We start from the raw sequence: 22,777 nt of genomic DNA, 5'->3' as shown, positions 1-22,777 counted from the left end.
CGGTGGCGTCCATGAGCGAGAAAGTCGGCTGCGATCCATTGGGAACGCCACACCCGCCGTGGAGCGGCGCGGCGCCGGCGCGGGAGCGCGGCGCGCTGCTGGAGCAGTTGATCCAGCGTGCGCAATCCATGCCCCCGATCCGCATGGGCGTCGTTCACCCGTGCGACCAGCCCTCGCTCGAAGGCGCGCTCGCCGCCCGGGACAAGGGGCTGATGGTTCCGACCCTCGTGGGTCCGCGCGCCAGGATCGAGGCGACGGCGCAGGCCGCCCGCCTCTCGCTCGAAGGAGTCGACATCGTCGAGGCGCCGCACAGCCACGCCGCCGCCGATCAGGCCGTGGAGCTCGTGCGCCGCGGCAAGCTGCATGCGCTGATGAAGGGCGCGCTGCATACGGACGAGCTTATGAGCGCCGTCGTGCGCGACGGCACGGGCCTGCGCACGGACCGGCGCATCAGCCATGTCTTCGTCATCGACGCGCCGACCTATCACAAGCTGCTGCTCGTCACCGACGCCGCGATCAACATTGCGCCGACGCTCGACATCAAGCGCGACATCGTGCGCAACGCCATCGACCTGGCCCGCGCCATCGGCATCGCCCGGCCCAAGGTGGCGCTGCTCTCGGCGGTGGAGACGGTGGAGGGCAAAATCCCTTCGACGATCGAAGCCGCCGCTTTATGCAAGATGGCCGACCGCGGCCAGATCGCCGGCGCCATTCTCGACGGGCCACTCGCCTTCGACAATGCGATCTCGCGCGCCGCCGCCGAACAGAAGCACATCGAGTCCGAGGTGGCCGGCGACCCCGACATTCTCGTCGCCCCTGACCTCGAGGCCGGGAACATTCTTGCGAAGCAGCTCGTGTTTCTCGCCGGCGCCGACACAGCCGGTCTCGTGCTCGGCGCCCGCGTGCCGATCGTCCTGACGAGCCGCGCCGACGACGTCGACTCGCGCGTGGCCTCGTCGGCGCTGGCGCAGCTTTTCACGCATCGCAAGCGCGAGCCGCTTTAACGACGATCGCCGTCCACTCCGCCCGCTAAACCTGACCTTAACGGCAATCTGTCGCAATGCCGCCGTCTACAGACAGGACGTGCGCGGCGTGCTCTTTCTCAAACCACTCAATGTCCTGCTCGCGCTCATCGCGCTGCAGCTTTTCCCTTACACGGGCGTTTTCCTTATGATAATCGGCGGCGGGCTGATTACCGGCGTCGTCGTCCACGTTGTCCTGGTCTTCATGGCGCTGGACGTGGCTCTGCGGCGCGCGACGCCCATGCTGCTGATCGTCCCCGCCCTCTTTTATGGCGGCTATTACCTTGCCTGTTTCATGCAACAGCGCGAAATCGCCCACGCGGCGACGGAGCTTGCGTCGACCAATCCCGGACGCGTCCTCACCTTCGATCCCGACGTCGACTCGCTCGTCATGACGGGCGCCGGCGCCTTCGTCAGCACGCATGAGATTCCAGTAGCCTATGAGGAGAGCAAATATCTCGAGCCGCAGGGCTATGCGGCGTCCCGCCTGATCCCGCGCGACCAATGCGACGCGGTGCGAAAAGACACGCGACGGCGAATTCAGACCTTGGGCGTTCAACCCTACAGGGTTTTCGTGAAAGACGCCTGCCAGCTCGTTCTACCCGAGGCGCCGCCGGGTCGCGTGATTTCCGTCACGGTTTCGCCCGAACCGAACGACGGGCGCATGAAGCCGGGAGTCAACATCCGCACGACGACCATCATGGCGGATGGGAAGACGCTCGGATCGTTCCGCACCGGATCAATCATGCGCCTTCCTGCCTTCCCGTGGATATACGCAGGTTGCGCGCTCAACTCGGCCGTCCCCAAGTGGCAATGCGATGCGGCGTTCATGAGCGCGCGTCTCGAGATCGACGGAACGCCCGAGGGCGTCGACCGAGCCGTTTACGACACGCCCGTCGCCGTCATGCTCGGGATCCGGAAATATCCGCCGGGGGCGCTGAAGGGTTTTCGGGGTTACCCGCAAAACGCCGATATATTGCAGGCGGTCGAGCGCGAGCGCGCCAGCGTCGAGAATCAGGACTTCGCCGAGCTGGAGACAATCCTTTCCGGCGGCAGGGTCGAACGGCCCGGCAATCTCGGCTGGGCGCTGGCGCAGAACCCGAAGCGGCTCGAACCCTACGCCGAGCGGATGGCGCAGCGTTTCGTCGAACTGGAGTCCGCCGCCGTCGAGCCGCCGCCGGGAAGCAGGGACCGGCGCCTCCGCCGCAGCCCTGAGGCGCGGCCGCTCGCGGCGGCGCTCGCGGCGCTTTCCCCCGAAAGCTTCGCCGCCGTCGCCGAGCGCATGTTCGCGCTTGCGCAGCGCCCGCGCTTCTGGGCCGATCACGCGGCGCTCTATCTTCGCGCCGCGGACGCCGGGCCGCAGACGCTGGCCTTTTACAAGGCCGAATTTCTGGAGCGGCGGGTCGAAGAACCATATGACGGCCTCCCCGTTCTCGCCCTGTGCCGGATCGGCTCGGCCGACGCAGACCTCGTCTCCGAGATGAAGGCGCGATACCCGCTGGACGGCAAGAAGCGAAGACGCGGCCAGCGGCAGGAGGCGCTTTTTCTGACGCTCCTGAAATTCGGCGAGGCGGATTTTTTACGCGCCAACGACCTGGCGGCCCCAGCACGGGACAAGACATGGCGCGAGGCCGTTCTCGCCGGCAAGGGCCGGACGGCGACCGGCCCGAACAATTGCATGACCGAGGCCTGGGCTGGCGACGGCAAACCGCCGAGGATCATGGCCGCGAGCCTCATTCGGACCCGCAACGGCTGGGAGGCCGCCGCGGAATAGCGCCCCGCGGCGGCGCTTCTCGACAGAAAGCCCCGCGCGTGGCAGAACCCCGGCCGACACCCCGAAAAAGCGGCCGGAAATGACGGACATCGCACAACTCGAACAGGATACGCTGCGCCAGATCAACGAGGCCGCCGACGAGGCCGCCCTCGAATCCGTGCGCCTCGCCGCGCTCGGCAAGAAGGGCGCAATCTCCGCGCTTCTCGCCACGCTGGGCAAAATGTCGCCCGAGGAGCGCAAGACCGAAGGCGCAAAGATCAACGCGCTGAAGGACAAGGCGACCGAGGCGCTCGCCGCAAGGCGCGAGGCGCTGGCGGAAGCGGCGCTGGAGGCGCGGCTGAAGGCCGAGACGCTCGACGTGACGCTCCCCGCGGCGGCCAGCCCGCAGGAGCGCGGCCGCATTCATCCGATTTCACAGGTGATGGACGAACTCTCCGTCATCTTCGCCGACATGGGCTTCGCCGTCGCCGAGGGGCCCGACATCGAGAGCGACGACTATAATTTCACCAGGCTGAACTTCCCCGAGGGCCATCCGGCCCGCGAGATGCAGGACACTTTCTTCCTCTCCCCCGAAGCGGGCGAGAAGAAGCTGTTGCGCACCCACACGAGCCCCGTGCAGGTGCGCACGATGCTCGGTCAGAAGCCGCCCATTCGCGTGATCTGCCCCGGTCGCGTCTATCGTTGCGACTTCGACCAGACCCATACGCCGATGTTCCATCAGATCGAGGGACTGGTCATCGACCAGTCGACGCATATGGGCCATCTGAAATGGGTGCTGGAGGAGTTTCTCAAGAGCTTCTTCGAGGTGAAGGGCGTCAAGCTGCGCATGCGCCCGTCCTTCTTTCCCTTCACCGAACCGTCGATGGAAGTCGACGTCCAGTGCCGGCGCCAGGGCGGCGAAATCCGCTTCGGCGAGGGCGAGGACTGGATGGAGATTCTCGGCTGCGGCATGGTGCATCCCAATGTGCTGCGCAATTGCGGGCATGATCCGGACGTCTATCAGGGCTTCGCCTTCGGCGTCGGCATCGACCGCCTCGCCATGCTGAAATACGGCATGTCGGATCTGCGCGCCTTTTTCGACGCCGACACGCGCTGGCTGGAGCATTATGGTTTCCGGCCGCTGGACTTCCCGACGCTGGCGGGCGGGTTGAGCGGTTGAAATGCCGACAGTGCTGAGATGGAAAGGATATCGCTTCTTTTTCTATTCGGCAGACGGTTGGGAGCCGGCGCATATCCATGTGACAAAGGACGGCCACGAAGCAAAAATCTGGCTCGCGGACGTCAGCCTGGCGATCAATATGGGTTTCTCCGCCAAAGAACTGAACGAGATCATCAGGAAAGCGCGCGACGAACGCGAAAACTTTCTGGAGGCGTGGCATGACCACTTTGAAGATTGAGGTCGAAGACAGCCGTCCGGTGGAAGCCTCCTGCGACGAATCCTTCCTGAATGTGACGCTGGCGGACGGACGAGTCCTGAGGGCGCCGTTGTGGTGGTATCCGCGCCTCGCAATGGCCTCCGAGGATAAGCGAAGCGTCGTCGAACTCACGCCGATGGGAATGCATTGGCCGGAAATTGACGAAGACATCAGCATCGCGAGCATGCTGCGCGGACAAAAAGCTCCCGGAGCCGTTCCGCCCGGACGAGCCGCCTGAGGTTTTTCACTACCCGTCGAGCACCAAAGACAAGAATGAAACTCACCCTCTCCTGGCTCAAAGAGCATCTCGATACATCCGCCACGCTCGCCGAGATCGTCGAGACGCTCACGCGCATCGGCCTCGAAGTCGAGCATGTGCACGATCCCGCCGCGCAGCTCAAAGACTTCAAGATCGCGCAGATCGTCGAAGCGACGCAGCACCCGAACGCCGATCGCCTTCGCGTCTGCAAGGTCGATACGGGCGCGGGCGACCTCGTGCAGGTCGTCTGCGGCGCGCCCAACGCGCGCACGGGTCTGAAAAGCGTGTTTTCCGCGCCGGGAACCTATATCCCCGGCAAGAAGATCACTCTCGGCAAGGGCGTCATCCGCGGCGTCGAGTCGCTGGGCATGATGTGCTCCTTCGAGGAGCTGGAGCTTGCGACGGAGAGCGACGGCATCATCGAGCTTCCCGAGGACACGCCCGTCGGCGAGACTTACGCGCAATGGGCGGGCCTCGACGATCCGGTGATCGAGATCAATCTCACGCCGAACCGTCCCGACGCCGCGGGCGTCTATGGCGTCGCGCGCGATCTCGCCGCGGCGGGTCTCGGCGTGCTGAAGCAGAGGGACATTCTTCCCGTCGAGGGCAAATTCCCCTGCCCTGTCGGCGTGACGCTCGATTTCGCGGCGGACGAAAAGCATCTCGCGCCCTTCTTCGGCCTGCGTCTCGTGCGCGGCGTCAAGAACGGCCCGAGCCCCGCCTGGCTGCAACGCCGCCTGCGCGAGATCGGGCTGCGCCCCATCAACGCCCTCGTGGACATCACCAATTTCCTCACTTTCGACCGCGCGCGTCCGCTGCATGTGTTCGACGCCGAGAAAGTGAAGGGCAATCTCGTCGTTCGCCGCGCGAGGAAGGGCGAAACGCTGCTCGCGCTCGACGGCAAGACGCATGAACTCGACGAAACAATGGTCGTCATCTGCGACGACAATGGCGTCGAATCCATCGCGGGCGTGATGGGCGGCGAGGTCTCGGGCTGTAACGACGACACGACCGACGTGCTGATCGAAACGGCGCTTTGGGACCCGCAGAACATCGCGCATACGGGCCGCAAGCTCGGGATCGTCACCGACGCGCGCTATCGCTTCGAACGCGGCGTCGATCCGGCCTTCGCGCTTCCGGGCGTAGAACTCGCGACGCAACTCGTGCTCGACATGTGCGGCGGCGAGCCGTCGGAACTCGTCATCGCCGGCGCCGTGCCGCGCGAAGCGCGCGTCGTGCAGTTTCCATGGAGCGAGACGCAACGGCTTGCTGGCGTCGACGTGACGCAGGCCGACGCGACCGCGATCCTCGAACGCCTGGGCTTCACGGTCGAAAAGACCGGAACCGAGAGCGCGAAAGTCACCGCGCCCACGTGGCGGCCCGACATCGAGGGCAAGGCCGACATCGTCGAGGAGATCGTCCGCATTCTCGGCGTCGACAATGTGCCATCGACGCCGCTCCCGCGCGCGGAAGGCGTCGCGCCCGCGGTTCTGACGCTGATGCAGAAGCGCGCCCGGAACGCCCGCCGCACGCTCGCCGCACAGGGTCTCGTCGAGGCCGTCACCTGGTCGTTCATCTCGAGTGAGCAGGCCGAGGCCTTCGGCGGCGGTTCGGCGGGACTGAAGCTCGCGAACCCCATCGCGAGCGACCTCTCCGACATGCGCCCGAGCCTGCTGCCGGGCCTCGTCGCCGCCGCCAATCGCAACGCCGCGCGCGGACTCGGCGACCAGAACCTCTTCGAAGTCGGTCAGATTTTCGTCGATGCGAGCGAGAAAGGCCAGCGACTCGCCGCCGCCGGCATTCGCCGCGGGCTATCCGGCGCCGGCCGTCACTGGTCGGGCGCGGCCCAGCGCGCCGGCGCTTTCGACGCCAAGGCTGACGTCATGGCGCTGCTGCAAACGCTCGGCGTGGTAACCGGCGGCTTGCAGGTCGTTCCCGGAGGTCCGGCCTGGTTTCATCCCGGCCGCTCGGCGACGCTGCAATTCGGGCCGAAGGCCGTCGTCGGCTACTTCGGCGAATTGCACCCGCGCGCGTTGAAGGCGCTCGATGTCGAGGGGCCGATCGCGGCCTTCGAGATCATTCTCGACATGCTGCCCGCGCCCAAGGCGAAGCCCACGAAGATCAAACCGAAGCTGGAGCTCTCCGACCTCCAGCCGCTCTCGCGCGACTTCGCCTTCATCGTCGATCGCGCGGCTCCGGCCGGCGATCTCGTCAAGGCCGTCGCGGGCGCCGACAAGGCGCTCATCACCAGCGTCAGCGTCTTCGACATTTACGAAGGCGTCGGGGTGCCGGAGGGCAAGAAATCAGTCGGCGTCGCCGTGACGCTTCAGCCCCGCGAGAAGACGCTGACCGACGCGGAGATCGAGGCCGTGGCTCAGAAGATCGTCGCCGAGGCCGGCAGGAAGACCGGCGCGACGCTGAGGTGAGGACATGCGCAGGCTTCTTCCGCTCCTCGCCGTCATACTCCTCACCGCGCCTGCGGGCGCGGCGCCGCGGACGATAGACGATTGCGAGGCGATCAAGGAGGCGGACGCCTACAACCTGTGTCTCGCCTCTTTCGGCCCGACGCGCGGCCAGCGCGGCAAAACCTATCCGGGCGTCGCCAGCGAGGGCCAGAAGGGCAAACGCAAAGCCGCCTCGGCCCATCGCGGCGGAGGTTTCGGCTATCGGTCCGCCGTCTCATACGGCCGCGGCGGCCGCGTGCGCATGGAGTTTACGCCGGGCCGGCGGTGAGTCCTGTCTACAACTCTTGCGCGCACTGCGTATTCTCGTGATAAGTCTGCCGCAAGATAATCGGTGAGCCGAGGGTGCTACCCCTCGCTCCTGTGCGCCCTGATGCGCATGACTCTCAAAACATTGCTTGGCGCAAGAGTTATGAAATGAAGATTGTGGTAATTGGCAATTGTCACGCAGTTGGAATGGTGTCGTGCCTCGGTCTGATGGCCAGCGATGAAATACTCATTGAGAACAGGAAGGCAGAAGATAATTTTGATGACCTGACAGAAGGCGACGTTGTTCTTTTACAGACGCCATTCAAAAGCCATTTGACGCAGTTTAGAGGGAGCCCAGCAAAAGTTATTATTTGGCCAATGATCATTTTTGGCGGCTTCCATCCAGATATCGTGATCTTGCCATCTCGACTCTTTTCTCCGATTGGGAATTGGCAATCTTCGATAGCTCTCGCCGCTTGGAAACTGGGCTTGTCTGTAGAAGACACGATTTCTTTATTTAGACCCGACGTATTTGAAAGCCTAGGTTTTTTCAACAAATACGAGCGGGACAGGAAAGCGCTCGCGACGATTCTCAACGAGACAGATTTTCCGGGAAACAAGCTCGTAGATGACTGGTGTCGCAGAGGATGCTTCATGTATGGCGTGAATCATCCAAAGCTTCATGTCATCGCGGACCTGGCTCATGTCGTAATGAACAAGCTTGGAATTACGCCTCGCATTCAAAATCCGGCCGTCCTACTCCACGATCCACTCCAGTATTCCAGCGTGTGGCCAGTCTATCCGGCGATCGTGGAGCGTCTCGGGTTGCAAGAATGCGAAATGGTTTTCAAGGCGACGCCTCCCTCGATCGGACGGCGTCCGTCGATCTTTAATCTGGAAGGTTTCGTCAAAGAAACATTCAATATCCTCGACCGGAGTTCTCCGGAAGCTCTCGGTATGCCATTTCTGGATAGACCGCATTATAAGGAACTCAACAAAAAGGTCCGGAGAGCTTCGAATGCCTCCGGGGGCATATCGTCAGATTCGCCTTACAGGAACCTGAATGACTTCCAATTCTGGAGGAGAGCGATCGAGCAGACCCCGCCAAGGGAAGTGGATCCTGTCGTTTCGGCGAAGTTCAAGCTATCTCCAAATCAGCGGGTCGCCACAGCGGGTAGTTGCTTCGCGCAACATATTTCGCGAACACTCAAAGCAAGCGGCTTCGATTTCTATGTCCCGGAACAGGCGCCTAGCGGGATGAGTCCGGACGAAGCTCACGCCAGAAATTACGGCGTTTTTTCAGCGCGTTACGGAAATATTTATACCGCCCGTCAGCTCCGGCAACTTTTCGACCGGGCTTTTGGCGCCTTTCGGCCAGTCGAGGACGCGTGGATCAGAAAGGACGGCTTCTTTGTAGATCCTTTCCGACCTGCGATAGAACCTAACGGCTTCAGCTCAGTCGAAGAGCTCGAAGAATCCGAAAATACGCACCTTACCTGCGTCAGAAAGATGTTTGAGGAGCTTGACGTTTTTGTCTTTACCTTGGGCCTGACGGAGGGTTGGCGCTCGAAAATCGACGGCGCTGTTTTCCCTCTGGCGCCGGGCGTCGCGGGTGGTCGAATGGATCACGAAAAACATGAGTTCGTGAATTTCAGCGCCCGGGAAATAATCGAGGACATGGATGTCTTCATCCAGAAGCTTCGAGGCGTCAATCCACGGGCGAAGATTATCCTGACGGTCTCCCCCGTCCCGCTGGTTGCAACCTATGAGCCCCGCCACGTGCTTTTGTCGACGACATATTCCAAGGCCGCGCTTCGTGTCGCGGCGGAGGAACTTTCCGCCTGCAAGGATTACGTCGCCTATTTCCCCTCCTACGAAATCATCACGGGTTCATTTACCCGTGGCGCCTATTTCGAAGACGACCTGCGCTCGGTCACAGAAGAGGGCGTGGGGCATGTCATGACGCTCTTCTTGCGGCATTACGCGAATGCAAAGACCGGAGAATATGCACTAGCCGACGATGTGAATTCCGAGACTGCCCAGGTAAAAAGCAATTCCGTTGAGGAGATGCGGAAACTCAGTGAGGTCATCTGCGAAGAGAAGCTTATCGAAGGCTGAGGACCTAAGCACCATCCGAGAGGGAACACGGGTTTTCAAAAATTTACCTCTTGGCAAACTGTTCCGAGCCAATTAAATAAGCCACTTCGGGGCTGGCCAAACTGATCCGCAGCCCCGTTTTCAGATTTGAGCTTCCGCCCGAACCTAATGCGCTGTCAAGGGCTTAGCGGGAAGGCGGTGGATAGGCCGGCGGACCCGGGGATTCCCCTCGTGTCCCGTCCGGCCATGTCCTGTCCGAGACTGCCGGCGCACGCGAGGGGTTTCACAGCCCTGTAGCGGCTCAATCGGCCCGAAGGCGGCGGAGAAATCCGTCGTTCGAAGGGCGGCCTGCACAGACGGGGAAACCGTAATTTTTAGGGCCGCGCGCGGGTTTCCCGCAAGCGTCCTTCGAATTTGGTTCGCGCCCCTTCAACCAAGGCGGCGATCGTCTTGGGGACAGGATCTACGGCGCCGCTTGCCCCGCTCCCGCGGAAAGCAGGCGGCATGTCGCAACCGGCGGGATTTCCCGCCCGTTAGAGAGAGCAACCGTGGACAGAGCGGAGAAAAAGGAAGCGGTCGCGGCGTTGCGCGAAGTCTTTACGAAGACAGGCGTTGTCGTCGTCGCCCACTACTCCGGCCTGACCGTGGCCCAGTTGCAGAACCTGCGCAAGCAGGCGCGCGACGCGGGCGCGACGGTCCAGGTCGCCAAGAACCGCCTTGCCAAGATCGCTCTTGATGGCGCCGACGTCGCCTCTATCGCGCCCCTTCTGAAGGGGCCGACCCTGATCGCCTATTCGGACGATCCGGTGGCGGCGCCGAAAGTCGCCGTGGCTTTCGCCAAGGACCATGACAAATTTGTCATCCTCGGCGGCGCCATGGGCAAGACTGCCCTGAACCCGGACAGCGTGAAGTCGCTCGCGACCATGCCGTCCCTCGACGAACTGCGCGCAAAGCTCGTGGGCCTCGTACAGGCGCCCGCGACGAAGATCGCGCAGCTCTCCACCGCGCCGGCCGCCAAGCTCGCGCGCGTGTTCGGGGCTTACGCCAAACAAGATGCGGCCTGACCAGGCGCGCCTACACAGACAGAACCAAATTCAAAGGACGTAACAAATGGCTAATCTCGAAAAGATCGTCGAAGACCTCTCGGCTCTCACCGTGCTCGAGGCGGCTGAACTTGCCAAGATGCTTGAAGAGAAGTGGGGCGTCTCCGCCGCCGCCGCGGTGGCTGTCGCCGCCGCTCCGGGCGCTGGCGGCGCCGCTGCTCCGGCCGCCGAAGAGAAGACCGAGTTCAACGTGATCCTGGCTTCGGCCGGCGACAAGAAGATCGAGGTCATCAAGGAGGTCCGCGCGATCACCGGCCTCGGCCTGAAGGAAGCCAAGGACCTCGTCGAAGGCGCTCCGAAGCCGCTGAAGGAAGGCGCTTCGAAGGAAGAGGCCGAGAAGATCAAGGCGACCCTCGAGAAGGTCGGCGCCAAGATCGAGCTCAAGTAATTCCGCCGGCCGCCTTTCTGGCGGCCGCGTGACGAGAATCGCGGTCCCGGCTCACGCCGGGGCCGCGCGCGGTTGAAGGGAGGCGCGACGGCGATGCCGCCGGATCGGCGCCTGACAGGGCGAGAGACGGCTCGCAGCGAGCCGACCGGCCCTTACGAGAAGAGGCTCGAAAAGCGACATGGCTCAGACGTCGGCCCGCAAGTTCACCGGTCGCAAACGCACCCGCAAGTTCTTCGGACATATTCGCGAAGCTGCGGCGATGCCCAATCTGATCGAGGTGCAGAAGGCCTCTTACGATCAATTTCTTCTTGTCGACGAGCCCAAGGGCGGACGCCCCGACGAAGGGCTCCAGTCCGTTTTCAAGTCCGTTTTCCCGATCTCCGACTTCTCGCAGGTCGCGCTGCTGGAATTCGTCCGCTACGAATTCGAGCAACCGAAATATGACGTTGACGAATGCCGCCAGCGCGGCATGACCTTCGCCGCGCCGCTGAAGGTGACGCTGCGCCTGATCGTGTTCGACGTCGATCCCGACACGCAGGCGAAGTCGGTAAAGGACATCAAGGAGCAGGACGTCTACATGGGCGACATGCCCTTCATGACGTCGAACGGCACCTTTATCGTCAACGGCACCGAGCGCGTCATCGTCTCGCAGATGCATCGCTCGCCGGGCGTGTTCTTCGATCACGACAAGGGCAAGAGCCATTCCTCCGGCAAGCTGCTCTTCGCCGCCCGCATCATTCCCTATCGCGGCTCCTGGCTCGACATCGAGTTCGACGCCAAGGACATCGTCTATGCGCGCATCGACCGCCGCCGCAAGATTCCGGTGACGTCGCTGCTCTTCGCGCTCGGCCTCGACGGCGAAGAAATCCTCACGACCTTTTACAAGACCATCACCTACACGGCCGACGGCGAGAACTGGCGCATGCCCTTCGACGCCGAGCGCCTTAAGGGCTTGAAGGCGGTCGCCGACATGATCGACGCCGATACGGGCGACGTCATCCTCGAAGCGGGCAAGAAGCTCGCCGTGCGCGCCGCGCGCCAACTCGCCGATAAGGGCGTGAAGGCGATCCGCGTCTCTGCGGAAGACCTCTACGGTCAGTATCTCGCGCAGGACCTCTATGACCCCAAAACCGGCGAAATCTTCGCCGAGGCGGGCGACGAGATCACCGCGAAGACGCTGCCGCTGCTGCTGGAAAAGGGCTTCGACGAGCTGCCGATCCTCGACATCGACCACATCAACGTCGGCCCCTATATCCGCAACACGCTCGCGGTGGACAAGAACTCGAACCGCGAGGAAGCGCTGTTCGACATCTATCGCGTGATGCGTCCGGGCGAGCCGCCGACGATGGACACGGCGGAAGCCATGTTCCATTCGCTGTTCTTCGACGCCGAACGCTATGACCTCTCGGCCGTCGGCCGCGTGAAGATGAACATGCGCCTCGATCTCGACGCGCCCGACACCACGCGCACGCTGCGCCGCGAGGATATTCTCGCGGTCGTGAAGGCGCTCGTCGATCTGCGCGATGGCCGCGGCGAAATCGACGACATCGACCATCTCGGCAACCGCCGCGTCCGCTCGGTCGGCGAGCTGATGGAAAATCAGTATCGCCTCGGCCTGTTGCGCATGGAGCGCGCCATCAAGGAGCGCATGTCCTCGGTCGACATCGACACGGTCATGCCGCAGGACCTCATCAACGCGAAACCCGCCGCCGCGGCGGTGCGGGAGTTCTTCGGCTCGTCGCAGCTCTCGCAGTTCATGGACCAGACCAATCCGCTGTCCGAGATCACGCACAAGCGTCGTCTCTCGGCGCTGGGTCCGGGCGGTCTGACGCGCGAGCGCGCCGGCTTCGAGGTGCGCGACGTGCACCCGACGCATTATGGCCGCATCTGCCCGATCGAGACGCCGGAAGGTCCGAACATCGGCCTGATCAACTCGCTCGCGACCTTCGCGCGCGTCAATAAATACGGCTTCATCGAAGCGCCCTACCGCCGCGTCCGCGACGGCAAGGTGACGAATGAAGTCGCCTATCTCTCCGCGATGGAAGAGGCGAAGTACCACGTCGCCCAGGCCAATGCGCCCATCGACGCCGACGGCAATCTGACGGAAGACCTCGTGCTCTGCCGTCACGCCGGCGACGTCATGCTTGTCCCGCGCGAAAAAGTCGACGCGATGGACGTGTCGCCCAAGCAGCTCGTCTCGGTCGCCGCGGCGCTCATCCCGTTCCTCGAGAACGACGACGCCAACCGCGCGCTCATGGGCTCGAACATGCAGCGTCAGGCCGTGCCGCTGGTGAAGGCGGACGCGCCGCTCGTCGGCACGGGCATGGAGGCTGTCGTCGCCGCCGACTCCGGCGCCGCCATCTCGGCGCGCCGCACCGGCGTCGTCGACCAGATCGACGCGACCCGTATCGTCATCCGCGCGACGGAAGAGCTCGATCCGGCCAAGCCCGGCGTCGACATCTACCGACTGATGAAGTTCCAGCGCTCGAACCAGTCGACCTGCATCAACCAGAAGCCGCTCGTTCGCGTCGGCGACATCGTCAAGAAGGGCGACATCATCGCCGACGGCCCGTCGACGGACCTCGGCGATCTGGCGCTCGGCCGCAACGTGCTCGTCGCCTTCATGCCCTGGAACGGCTACAACTTCGAGGACTCGATCCTTCTCAACGAGCGCATCGTGAAGGAGGACGTGTTCACGTCGATCCATATCGACGAATTCGAGGTGATGGCGCGCGACACGAAGCTCGGCCCGGAAGAAATCACGCGCGATATTCCGAACGTCTCGGAAGAGACGCTGAAGAATCTCGACGAGGCGGGCATCGTCTATATCGGCGCCGAAGTGCAGGCGGGCGACATTCTCGTCGGCAAGATCACGCCCAAGGGCGAAAGCCCGATGACACCGGAAGAAAAGCTTCTGCGCGCCATCTTCGGCGAGAAGGCCTCCGACGTGCGCGACACGTCGCTGCGCGTGCCGCCGGGCGTTCAGGGCACGATCGTCGAAGTGCGCGTCTTCAACCGCCACGGCGTGGAGAAGGACGAGCGCGCGCAGGCGATCGAGCGCGAGGAGATCGAGCGCCTCGCCAAGGACCGCGACGACGAACTCGCGATCCTCGACCGCAACGTCTATGCGCGTCTCTCCGAGACCCTCATCGGCAAGAAGGCCATCGCCGGCCCGAAGAGCTTCAAGAAGGAGCAGATGCTGACGCAGGCGATCCTCGACGAATATCCGCGCTCGCAGTGGTGGACCTTCGTCATCGAGGACGACGCGCTGATGTCCTCGATCGAGGCCGTGCGCAAGCAGTACGACGAGTCGAAGAAGGGGCTGGAAAACCGCTTCCTCGACAAGGTCGAGAAGCTGCAGCGCGGCGACGAGCTACCGCCCGGCGTGATGAAGATGGTCAAGGTCTTCGTCGCGGTGAAGCGCAAGATTCAGCCCGGCGACAAGATGGCCGGCCGTCACGGCAACAAGGGCGTCGTCTCCCGCATCGTTCCGCAGGAGGACATGCCCTTCCTCGAGGACGGCACGCCGGTCGACATCGTGCTGAACCCGCTCGGCGTGCCGAGCCGCATGAACGTCGGCCAGATTCTCGAGACGCATCTTGGCTGGGCCTGCGCGGGCCTCGGCAAGCAGGTCGGAAAGGCTGTCGACGCCTTTATGAAGTCAAGGGACACGACGCCGATCCGCGCCGCGCTGAAGGACGTCTACGGGCCCGACGAGGAAATCGACAAACTCGACGAGACAACGCTCGTGGAGATCGGCAAGGATCTCAAGCGCGGCGTTCCGATCGCCACGCCGGTCTTCGACGGCGCGCGCGAGAAGGACATTGTCGACATGCTGACCAAGGCGGGGCTCTCCTCGTCGGGTCAGGTGACGCTGTTCGACGGCCGCACGGGCGAGGCCTTCGACCGCAAGGTCACGGTGGGCTACATCTACATGCTGAAGCTTCACCATCTCGTCGACGACAAGATCCACGCCCGCTCGATCGGCCCCTACTCGCTCGTCACCCAGCAGCCGCTGGGCGGCAAGGCGCAGTTCGGCGGCCAGCGTTTCGGCGAAATGGAGGTCTGGGCGCTGGAAGCCTATGGCGCCGCCTATACGCTGCAGGAAATGCTGACCGTGAAGTCCGACGACGTCGCGGGCCGCACCAAGGTCTACGAGTCGATCGTGCGCGGCGACGACACCTTCGAGTCCGGCATTCCGGAGAGCTTCAACGTTCTCATCAAGGAAATGCGGTCCCTGGCGCTCAATGTGGAGCTGACCAACGCCGAACCGCCGGAAGGCCACGAGGAGATAGAGCCGTCGGCGCCGACCGCCGAGGCGGCGGAGTAGCGCCCCACCCCGCTCGACGCGATCGTCGAGCCTTCCCCTCCCGCAAGCGGGAGGGGGCCAAGCGGGAAAGAATTTTCGACCGGCGGGCGACGCAACGAGCGCGCCCCTCCGTGTCCAGGAGAAGACCATGAATCAGCAAGAGGTCATGAATCTCTTCAATCCGGTCGTGGCGACGCAGGCCTTCGACCAGATCCAGATTTCGATCGCGAGCCCGGAGAAAATCCTCTCCTGGTCCTACGGCGAGATCAAGAAGCCAGAAACGATCAACTATCGCACGTTCAAGCCGGAGCGCGACGGCCTGTTCTGCGCGCGCATCTTCGGCCCGATCAAGGACTACGAGTGCTTGTGCGGCAAGTACAAGCGCATGAAATACAAGGGCGTCATCTGCGAGAAGTGCGGCGTCGAAGTCACGCTTGCGCGCGTCCGCCGCGACCGCATGGGCCATATCTCGCTCGCGGCGCCCGTCGCGCATATCTGGTTTCTGAAGTCGCTGCCGTCGCGCATCGGCCTTCTGCTCGACATGACGCTGAAGGACCTAGAGCGCATCCTCTACTTCGAGTCCTATATCGTCATCGATCCGGGTCTGACGCCGCTCAAGGAGCGCCAGCTCCTGTCGGAGGAGGAATATCTTCACGCGCAGGACGAATATGGCCAGGACACCTTCACGGCCATGATCGGCGCCGAGGCGATCCGCCGCCTGCTCGAGTCCATGGACCTCGAGGGCATCGCCGCTTCGCTTCGCCAGGAGATCGCCGAGGCCAAGACGGAGCTCAAGCCCAAGAAGCTCGCCAAGCGCCTGAAGATCATCGAGGCCTTCATCCAGTCCGGCAACAAGCCGGAATGGATGATCCTGAAGGAGGTTCCGGTCATTCCGCCGGACCTGCGCCCGCTCGTGCCGCTCGACGGCGGCCGTTTCGCGACGTCTGACCTCAACGACCTCTACCGCCGCGTCATCAACCGCAACAATCGTCTCAAGCGGCTCATCGAACTGCGCGCGCCGGACATCATCATCCGCAACGAGAAGCGTATGCTTCAGGAGGCCGTCGACGCGCTGTTCGACAACGGGCGCCGCGGCCGCGTCATCACCGGCGCCAACAAGCGTCCGCTGAAATCGCTCGCCGACATGCTGAAGGGCAAACAGGGCCGCTTCCGCCAGAACCTGCTCGGCAAGCGCGTCGACTACTCCGGTCGTTCGGTCATCGTCGTCGGCCCGGAACTCAAGCTGCATCAGTGCGGCCTGCCGAAGAAGATGGCGCTGGAGCTTTTCAAGCCCTTCATCTATTCGCGCCTCGACGCGAAGGGCTATTCCGCGACCGTGAAGCAGGCGAAGAAGCTCGTCGAAAAGGAAAAGCCCGAGGTCTGGGACATCCTCGACGAGGTCATTCGCGAGCATCCGGTGCTGCTGAACCGCGCGCCGACGCTCCACCGTCTCGGCATTCAGGCCTTCGAGCCGGTGCTGATCGAGGGCAAGGCGATCCAGTTGCATCCGCTCGTCTGCGCGGCCTTCAACGCCGACTTCGACGGCGACCAGATGGCCGTGCACGTCCCGTTGTCGCTCGAAGCGCAGCTCGAAGCCCGCGTGCTGATGATGTCGACGAACAACATCCTGCATCCGGCCAATGGTCAGCCGATCATCGTGCCGTCGCAGGACATCGTTCTCGGCCTTTATTATCTCACCCTCGAGCGCGACGGCGAGCCCGGCCAGGGCATGTGCTTCGCCAATCAGGGCGAGATCGAGCATGCGCTCGCCGCCAAGGCGATCACGCTACACACCAAGATCAAGGGCCGCGGCTGGACCTGGGACGAGAACGGCAAACGCGTGTCGAAGATCTTCGACACCACGCCGGGCCGCATGGTGCTCGGACAATTGCTGCCCAAACACGTGAAGATTCCCTTCGACGTCGTCAACAAGCTGATGACCAAGAAGGAAATCTCCAACATGATCGACACCGTCTACCGCAACTGCGGTCAGAAGGAGACGGTCATCTTCTGCGACCGCATCATGGCGCTCGGCTTCCGCGAGGCCTTCAAGGCCGGCATCTCCTTCGGCAAGGACGACATGGTCGTGCCGGAAACGAAGGAGCGGATCGTCTCCGAGACGCGCGCCGCCGCGAAGGAATACGAGCAGCAGTACAACGACGGCCTCATCACCCAGGGTGAAAAATACAACAAGGTCGTCGACGCCTGGATGAAGTGCACGGACAAGCTCGCCGAGGAGATGATGATCCGCATCTCGTCGGTGAAGAAGGACGAGCACGGCCGCGACATGCCGATCAACTCGATCTACATGATGTCGCATTCCGGCGCTCGCGGTTCGCCGCAGCAGATGAAGCAGCTCGCCGCGATGCGCGGTCTGATGGCCAAGCCCTCAGGCGAGATCATCGAGAGCCCGATCATCTCGAACTTCAAGGAAGGTCTGACGGTTCTCGAATACTTCAACTCCACCCACGGCGCCCGCAAGGGCCTCGCGGACACGGCGTTGAAGACCGCGAACTCCGGCTACCTTACCCGCCGTCTCGTCGACGTCGCGCAGGATTCGATCATCTCGTCGACGGATTGCGGTTCCCAGAACGGCATCCGCATGCGCGCGATCATCGACGCCGGCCAGATCGTCGCCTCCCTCGCCTCGCGCATTCTCGGCCGCACCGCGGCCGAGGATCTCAAGGCGCAGGACGGCGGCGTGATCGTTCCGGCGGGCGAGATGATCCAGGAGTGGCACATCGAGCCGATCAACGCCGCCGGCATCCAGGAGGTGAAGATCCGCTCGGTCCTCACCTGCGAGGCCAAGAACGGCGTCTGCGCCAAGTGCTATGGCCGCGACCTCGCGCGCGGCACGCCCGTCAACATGGGCGAGGCCGTCGGCGTCATCGCGGCGCAGTCGATCGGAGAGCCCGGCACGCAGCTCACCATGCGCACGTTCCACATTGGTGGCGCCGCGCAGCTTGCGGACCAGTCCTTCATCGAGTCGAACTTCGAGGGCACGGTGCATGTTCGCAACCGCCATGTGGCCCGCAACTCGGACGGCGACCTGATCGTCATGGCGCGCAACGTCGCCATCGTGATCCTCGGCCCCGACGGAGCCGAGCGCGCGGTCAACCGTATCCAATACGGCGCCCGCCTGAAGGTCGATGAAGGCGACAAGGTCAAGCGCGGCCAGCGCATCGCCGAGTGGGACCCCTATACGCGTCCCATCATCAGCGAGATCGACGGCGTCATCGGCTTCGAGGATCTGGTCGAAGGCCAGTCGATGTCGGAGACGGTTGACGAGTCGACCGGCATCGCCAAGCGCATGGTCATGGACTACCGCCTCAACCTGCGCTCGGCGAGCCTCAAGCCCTCGATCGTCATCAAGGGGCCGGACGGCAAGGTCGGGAAACTCGCCCGCGGCGGCGACGCGCGTTACCTGCTGCCCGTCGACTCGATCATCGCGGTCGAGCCCGGCGGAACCGTGAAGGCGGGCGACATCGTCGCGCGTATTTCGGTGGAGAGCGCCAAGACCCGCGACATCACCGGCGGTCTGCCGCGAGTCGCGGAACTGTTCGAGGCGCGCCGTCCGAAGGATCACGCGATCATCGCGGAGATCTCCGGCACGGTGCAGTTCGGGCGCGACTACAAGAACAAGCAGCGCATCACCATCGTTCCTGCCGAGGAAGGCGCCGAGCCCGTCGAATATCTGATCCCGAAGGGCAAGCACATTCACCTTCAGGACGGCGACGTCGTCGAAAAGGGCGACTATATCGTCGACGGCAACCCGGCGCCGCACGACATTCTGGCGATCAAGGGCGTGGAGGAGCTTGCGGCCTACCTCGTCAACGAGATCCAGGAGGTCTACCGACTGCAGGGCGTCAACATCAACGACAAGCACATCGAAGTGATCGTGCGTCAGATGTTGCAGAAGGTCGATATCGTCGATCCGGGCGACACCGGCTTCCTCGAGGGCGAGCAGGTGGATCACGTCGAACTCGACGAAGCGAACGCCAAGGCGATCGAGAACGGCGGCAAGCCCGCCTCCGGCACGCCGGTGCTGCTCGGCATCACCAAGGCGTCGCTGCAGACGCGTTCGTTCTTCTCCGCCGCCTCCTTCCAGGAGACGACCCGCGTCCTCACCGAGGCTGCGGTCAACGGCAAGATCGATCCGCTGGTCGGCCTCAAGGAGAATGTCATCGTCGGCCGCCTCATCCCGGCTGGCACGGGCGCGGCGATGGCCAAGTTCCGCGGCATCGCCACGGGTCGCGACGATCTCATCATCGAGCAGCGCGCCGAGGCCGCCGAGCCGGCTCCGGCCCTGCCCCCGGCGGAATAATCCGCCGCGCATCGCGAGAATCGAAAGGGCCGCCCTTATCGGGGCGGCCTTTTTTCACGATATGAAGCCTGAGATGAAAGACCTCCCCGCTCGCGCCGCGCGCGCGCTGATCCTCGTCTACCGCGTCACCTTCTCGGCCTTCGCGGGGCGGACCTGCCGCTATGCGCCGACCTGCTCGGAATACGCGGATGAAGCCATCGCGAGACACGGCCTTTGGGCGGGCGGCTGGATGGGCTTCGCCCGCATCTGCCGTTGCCGGCCGGACGCGGGCGAGGGTTTCGATCCGGTGCCAGAGGAGTTGCGCGCGGACGCGAGCGCGCTCACGCCCTGGCGCTATGCCCGCTGGCGCGGCCCCTTCCGCTGCGAGGAAACTGAAGCCGACAAGGGCTGACCGGGGTCATTGTGAAGCGGCGAAGCCTATGACCACCGAAACTGTCAAACTGATTTGCGGGAAAATACGCGAAGACTGATCGTGACGCGGTTGAAGATGAAGCTGTCCTCACCGCCGAACCAGCGAAACGACAAACATCGCGGTTTCGGGAAGCGGCTCAAACATGCGATCCAGCCGCAGCGGAGCGAGTTCAAGCGATTCAATTGCGCCCCATGTCGAGGATCGCCGTCAAATAGACGAGGCTCGTGTAAAGCCCGTAGATCAGAGAAGCAACCTGCTGCGCGGCGAGCGGTCCGGAGAAAAATTCGAGGGCGCGCTTCAGTTCGCCGAGACCGAGCACGACGCCGACGCGGTCGGGGCTCAGCAAATGATTGACCATACAGAGCACGATCGGCGCCCGCATCCCGTAAAAGGAAAAGCGCTCCCACATTTCCGAACCGAAAAGGAAGCCAAGCCCCTCGGGATGTCCGAGGAATTCACGGCTCGAATTTGCTTGGGACAAAATCGACGCCGTATCGGGTTTCAGCTTTGGCGATCCGGTCAGAGGGTTGTGATGGCGCGAGCGCGCCCGGGTGAAGCGGAAACCCACAAAAAGCAACGCTCGGCGACACCCGACCGAGGGGTGCGCCGAGCGCCAGATTTGCTTATGCGCTAAGCGTCTCGCTTAGTTCGGCAGAGCGAAGACGGTCAGCACGCCGCCGAGGGCGGTGTAGTTGGCGAGCGAGGCGTAGTTGCCCACCGCGCCGAGACCTTCATTGCTCTTCGACAGACCAGCCGCAAGGCCGATGCCGGCCCAGCCGCCAACGCCCGAGAGGACCGCGACATACTGCTTGCCGCCTGACTCATAGGTGATGACGTTGCCGATGATTCCCGACGGAGTCTTGTACTTGTAGAGCTCCTTGCCGGTCTTCGTGTCGACGGCCTTCAGATAGCCCTCGAGCGTGCCGTAGAAGGTCACGCCGCCGTCGGTCGACACCGCGCCCGACCACACCGAGAACTGCTCCTTGTTCGACCAGACGATCTTGCCGACCTTGGCGTCCCAGGCGATGAAGTTGCCGGTGTTGTTGGTGCCGTCGCCGAGCACCTTGCCCGCAGGATACATTTCCAGCGTCGCGCCGACATAGGGCTGACCCGCGGTGTAGGACACGCGGAACGGCTCGTAGTCCATGCAGACGTGGTTCGTCGGCACCAGGAACAGACCCGTCGCCGGGTCATAAGAGACCGGCTGCTGGTCCTTCACGCCCAACGCCGCCGGGCAGACGCCCTGGGTGTTGGTGTCCTCGCCATTCTGCTCGGTCGAATATTTCGACACGACCAGCGGACGGCCATAGGTCTTGGAGTTCTTGTCCATGTCGACCTTGGTCGCCCAGTTCACGGCCGGGTCGAACTTCTCGGCGACGAGCAGCTCGCCCGTCACCCGGTCCAGCGTGTAGCCGAAGCCGTTGCGGTCGAAGTGGACGAGCGTCTTGCGGGTCGTTCCGCCGATGTTCTGGTCGGCGAGAACCATCTCGTTGATGCCGTCATAGTCCCACTCGTCGTGGGGGGTCATCTGGTAGACCCACTTGGCCTTGCCCGTGTCGAGGTCGCGCGCCCAGATGGTCATGGACCAGCGGTTGTCGCCCGGACGCTGCTTCGGGTTCCAGGTCGAGGGGTTGCCCGAGCCGTAATAGACGAGGTTCAGTTCCGGATCATAGCTGTACCAGCCCCAGGTGGTGCCGCCGCCGATCTGCCACTGGTCACCCTGCCAGGTCGAGATGCCCGAGTCCTTGCCGACCGGCTTGCCGAGATGGGTGGTCTTCTCCGGGTCCATCAGCGTGTCGCTGTCGGGGCCCATGGAGTAGCCGCGCCAGGCCAGCTTGCCGTCCTTGATGTCGTAAGCGGTGATGTGGCCGCGCACGCCGAACTCGCCGCCGGCGATGCCCACGAACACCTTGTCCTTGAAGACGTGCGGAGCGGCGGTGGAGGTCTGGCCCTTCGCCGGGTCGCCGTTCTTCACCGACCAGACCAGCTTGCCGGTCTTGGCGTCGAGCGCGACAAGCGTCGTGTCCGCCTGGGCGAGGAAGATCTTGCCGTCGCCATAGGCGAGGCCGCGGTTCACCGTGTCGCAGCACATGACCGGAACGACGGACGGATCCTGCTTCGGCTCATACTTCCAGAGGATCTTGTGATCCGGATCCTTCAGGTCGAGCGCGTAAACATTGTTCGGGAACGGCGTGTGGAGATACATCACGTCGCCGACGACGAGCGGGGCGCCTTCATGGCCACGCAGCACGCCGGTCGAAAACTGCCACGCCGGAGCAAGCTTGCCGACGTTCTCAGCCGTGATCTGCTTGAGAGCCGAATGACGCAGATTCGCGTAGTCGCCAGTCGGCGAGACCCACTGCTTCGGGTCCTTCTGAAGCGCCAGCAACTCGTCGGCAGACCCTGGCGCGGCGGCAGTGGGGATCGCGGCCTCGGCCACCGGAGCGGGCGCCGCCGGCGCAGCCGGAGCCGGCTCGGCGGCCGGGGCGGGCGTCGCTGGGGCGGCCGCCACGTCAGAGGGCTTGGACGGCGAAGATTCTCCAGCGCCAGCGTTTTCGTGAGTCGAGGGGCCCTTTGCGTCTTGCAAGGAGTTGCCCAGGAAATAAACGCCCCCGCCGGCAAGCCATATGACCGCAGTGGTGGCGAGAAGATTTCGCGTAGCCGTATTCATGCATTCCTCCCAGTGAATGAGGCGATTTTGTTCCCGCGCGCCCCAATTTTACCGCTCGCTTGGCGAAATGAAGGCGACGACACGTGCAAAGCGCTGTCGCCCTTCGTCCGGATTTTGTCAACGTCAACAAAATTGCCCTTGGCGACTTCTCGGGTTCGCCACAATGGGTCCAGCGGACAGGCTCCTATCCCTGGCTTCACATTCGCACGATTTCCGCGGCCCCGGCCCGGATTCGTCCGTGTCGTCTCCCCAGCGGTTGCTGCATCGCCCATTTGGCATGGATCGTGGGTGG

The 22,777-nt window shown here is 63.5% G+C and carries 15 protein-coding genes; 13 read left to right on the top strand and 2 right to left on the bottom strand.

All coding sequences use genetic code 11. The annotated features are described in order from the left end of the window. The first annotated feature begins 11 nt into the window (after window positions 1-11). The 13 genes from LG047_RS16600 to yidD all read left to right on the top strand — a co-directional run bounded on the left by LG047_RS16600 (window position 12) and on the right by yidD (window position 19,793). On the top strand, window positions 12-1,004 hold the full coding sequence (locus LG047_RS16600; RefSeq protein ID WP_036286215.1) for a bifunctional enoyl-CoA hydratase/phosphate acetyltransferase: 993 nt from the start codon (window positions 12-14) through the stop codon (window positions 1,002-1,004). Between the two features lie 88 nt (window positions 1,005-1,092). Then, on the top strand, window positions 1,093-2,796 hold the full coding sequence (locus LG047_RS16595) for a hypothetical protein (protein ID WP_227967865.1): 1,704 nt from the start codon (window positions 1,093-1,095) through the stop codon (window positions 2,794-2,796). 79 nt (window positions 2,797-2,875) lie between these two features. Further along, the gene (pheS, locus tag LG047_RS16590; protein ID WP_227967862.1) at window positions 2,876-3,955 is read left to right on the top strand and encodes a phenylalanine--tRNA ligase subunit alpha; all 1,080 of its coding nucleotides are present in this window, start codon (window positions 2,876-2,878) and stop codon (window positions 3,953-3,955) included. Between the two features lie 79 nt (window positions 3,956-4,034). Beyond that, window positions 4,035-4,193, top strand: coding sequence for a DUF4160 domain-containing protein (locus LG047_RS16585; RefSeq protein ID WP_370635060.1), 159 nt, complete (start codon window positions 4,035-4,037; stop codon window positions 4,191-4,193). Then, a complete protein-coding gene (locus LG047_RS16580) occupies window positions 4,174-4,449 on the top strand; it encodes a DUF2442 domain-containing protein (protein ID WP_227967854.1) in 276 nt (91 codons plus the stop codon). Before LG047_RS16585 ends, LG047_RS16580 begins: the two co-directional genes overlap by 20 nt. A gap of 35 nt (window positions 4,450-4,484) precedes the next feature. After that, window positions 4,485-6,896 (top strand): phenylalanine--tRNA ligase subunit beta, encoded by a 2,412-nt coding sequence (gene pheT, locus LG047_RS16575; protein ID WP_227967853.1) that lies wholly within the window; start codon window positions 4,485-4,487, stop codon window positions 6,894-6,896. A 4-nt stretch (window positions 6,897-6,900) separates the two neighbouring features. After that, complete coding sequence (locus LG047_RS16570; RefSeq protein ID WP_227967852.1) at window positions 6,901-7,203, top strand: hypothetical protein; 303 nt, start codon at window positions 6,901-6,903, stop codon at window positions 7,201-7,203. Between the two features lie 146 nt (window positions 7,204-7,349). Then, window positions 7,350-9,299, top strand: coding sequence for a GSCFA domain-containing protein (locus tag LG047_RS16565; RefSeq protein WP_227967851.1), 1,950 nt, complete (start codon window positions 7,350-7,352; stop codon window positions 9,297-9,299). A 527-nt stretch (window positions 9,300-9,826) separates the two neighbouring features. Then, the gene (gene rplJ / locus LG047_RS16560; protein WP_036286187.1) at window positions 9,827-10,342 is read left to right on the top strand and encodes a 50S ribosomal protein L10; all 516 of its coding nucleotides are present in this window, start codon (window positions 9,827-9,829) and stop codon (window positions 10,340-10,342) included. 46 nt (window positions 10,343-10,388) lie between these two features. Beyond that, the gene (gene rplL / locus LG047_RS16555) at window positions 10,389-10,769 is read left to right on the top strand and encodes a 50S ribosomal protein L7/L12 (RefSeq protein ID WP_036286184.1); all 381 of its coding nucleotides are present in this window, start codon (window positions 10,389-10,391) and stop codon (window positions 10,767-10,769) included. A gap of 178 nt (window positions 10,770-10,947) precedes the next feature. After that, the gene (rpoB, locus tag LG047_RS16550) at window positions 10,948-15,099 is read left to right on the top strand and encodes a DNA-directed RNA polymerase subunit beta (RefSeq protein ID WP_227967850.1); all 4,152 of its coding nucleotides are present in this window, start codon (window positions 10,948-10,950) and stop codon (window positions 15,097-15,099) included. A 127-nt stretch (window positions 15,100-15,226) separates the two neighbouring features. Then, the gene (rpoC, locus tag LG047_RS16545) at window positions 15,227-19,402 is read left to right on the top strand and encodes a DNA-directed RNA polymerase subunit beta' (RefSeq protein ID WP_227967849.1); all 4,176 of its coding nucleotides are present in this window, start codon (window positions 15,227-15,229) and stop codon (window positions 19,400-19,402) included. 73 nt (window positions 19,403-19,475) lie between these two features. Beyond that, on the top strand, window positions 19,476-19,793 hold the full coding sequence (yidD, locus tag LG047_RS16540) for a membrane protein insertion efficiency factor YidD (RefSeq protein WP_227967847.1): 318 nt from the start codon (window positions 19,476-19,478) through the stop codon (window positions 19,791-19,793). 199 nt (window positions 19,794-19,992) lie between these two features. Here the strand turns inward: yidD and LG047_RS16535 are convergent, their stop codons facing one another. Together LG047_RS16535 and LG047_RS16530 are read right to left on the bottom strand one after the other, a co-directional pair. Then, window positions 19,993-20,295 (bottom strand): hypothetical protein, encoded by a 303-nt coding sequence (locus tag LG047_RS16535; protein WP_227968538.1) that lies wholly within the window; start codon window positions 20,293-20,295, stop codon window positions 19,993-19,995. Between the two features lie 162 nt (window positions 20,296-20,457). Next, window positions 20,458-22,485 carry a methanol/ethanol family PQQ-dependent dehydrogenase gene (locus LG047_RS16530; protein ID WP_227967846.1) on the bottom strand — a complete coding sequence of 676 codons (2,028 nt, stop codon included), beginning with the start codon at window positions 22,483-22,485 and terminating at the stop codon, window positions 20,458-20,460. Between the last annotated feature and the right edge of the window lie 292 nt (window positions 22,486-22,777).

This window comes from Methylocystis sp. WRRC1 (assembly GCF_020733155.1).
Classification (GTDB): domain Bacteria; phylum Pseudomonadota; class Alphaproteobacteria; order Rhizobiales; family Beijerinckiaceae; genus Methylocystis.
The sequence above is the reverse complement of the archived record's forward strand: the minus strand, read 5'-3'. Positions and strand labels throughout refer to the sequence as shown.

What these genes read in the sequence shown, in the direction of transcription:
- pheS (WP_227967862.1), top strand. Translation starts at nt 2,876, where the DNA reads ATGACGGACATCGCACAACTCGAACAGGATACGCTGCGCCAGATCAAC.
- rpoB (WP_227967850.1), top strand. Translation starts at nt 10,948, where the DNA reads ATGGCTCAGACGTCGGCCCGCAAGTTCACCGGTCGCAAACGCACCCGC.
- rpoC (WP_227967849.1), top strand. Translation starts at nt 15,227, where the DNA reads ATGAATCAGCAAGAGGTCATGAATCTCTTCAATCCGGTCGTGGCGACG.
- yidD (WP_227967847.1), top strand. Translation starts at nt 19,476, where the DNA reads ATGAAAGACCTCCCCGCTCGCGCCGCGCGCGCGCTGATCCTCGTCTAC.
- LG047_RS16565 (WP_227967851.1), top strand. Translation starts at nt 7,350, where the DNA reads ATGAAGATTGTGGTAATTGGCAATTGTCACGCAGTTGGAATGGTGTCG.
- LG047_RS16600 (WP_036286215.1), top strand. Translation starts at nt 12, where the DNA reads ATGAGCGAGAAAGTCGGCTGCGATCCATTGGGAACGCCACACCCGCCG.
- LG047_RS16530 (WP_227967846.1), bottom strand. Translation starts at nt 22,485, where the DNA reads ATGAATACGGCTACGCGAAATCTTCTCGCCACCACTGCGGTCATATGG.
- LG047_RS16580 (WP_227967854.1), top strand. Translation starts at nt 4,174, where the DNA reads ATGACCACTTTGAAGATTGAGGTCGAAGACAGCCGTCCGGTGGAAGCC.
- rplL (WP_036286184.1), top strand. Translation starts at nt 10,389, where the DNA reads ATGGCTAATCTCGAAAAGATCGTCGAAGACCTCTCGGCTCTCACCGTG.
- LG047_RS16570 (WP_227967852.1), top strand. Translation starts at nt 6,901, where the DNA reads ATGCGCAGGCTTCTTCCGCTCCTCGCCGTCATACTCCTCACCGCGCCT.
- pheT (WP_227967853.1), top strand. Translation starts at nt 4,485, where the DNA reads ATGAAACTCACCCTCTCCTGGCTCAAAGAGCATCTCGATACATCCGCC.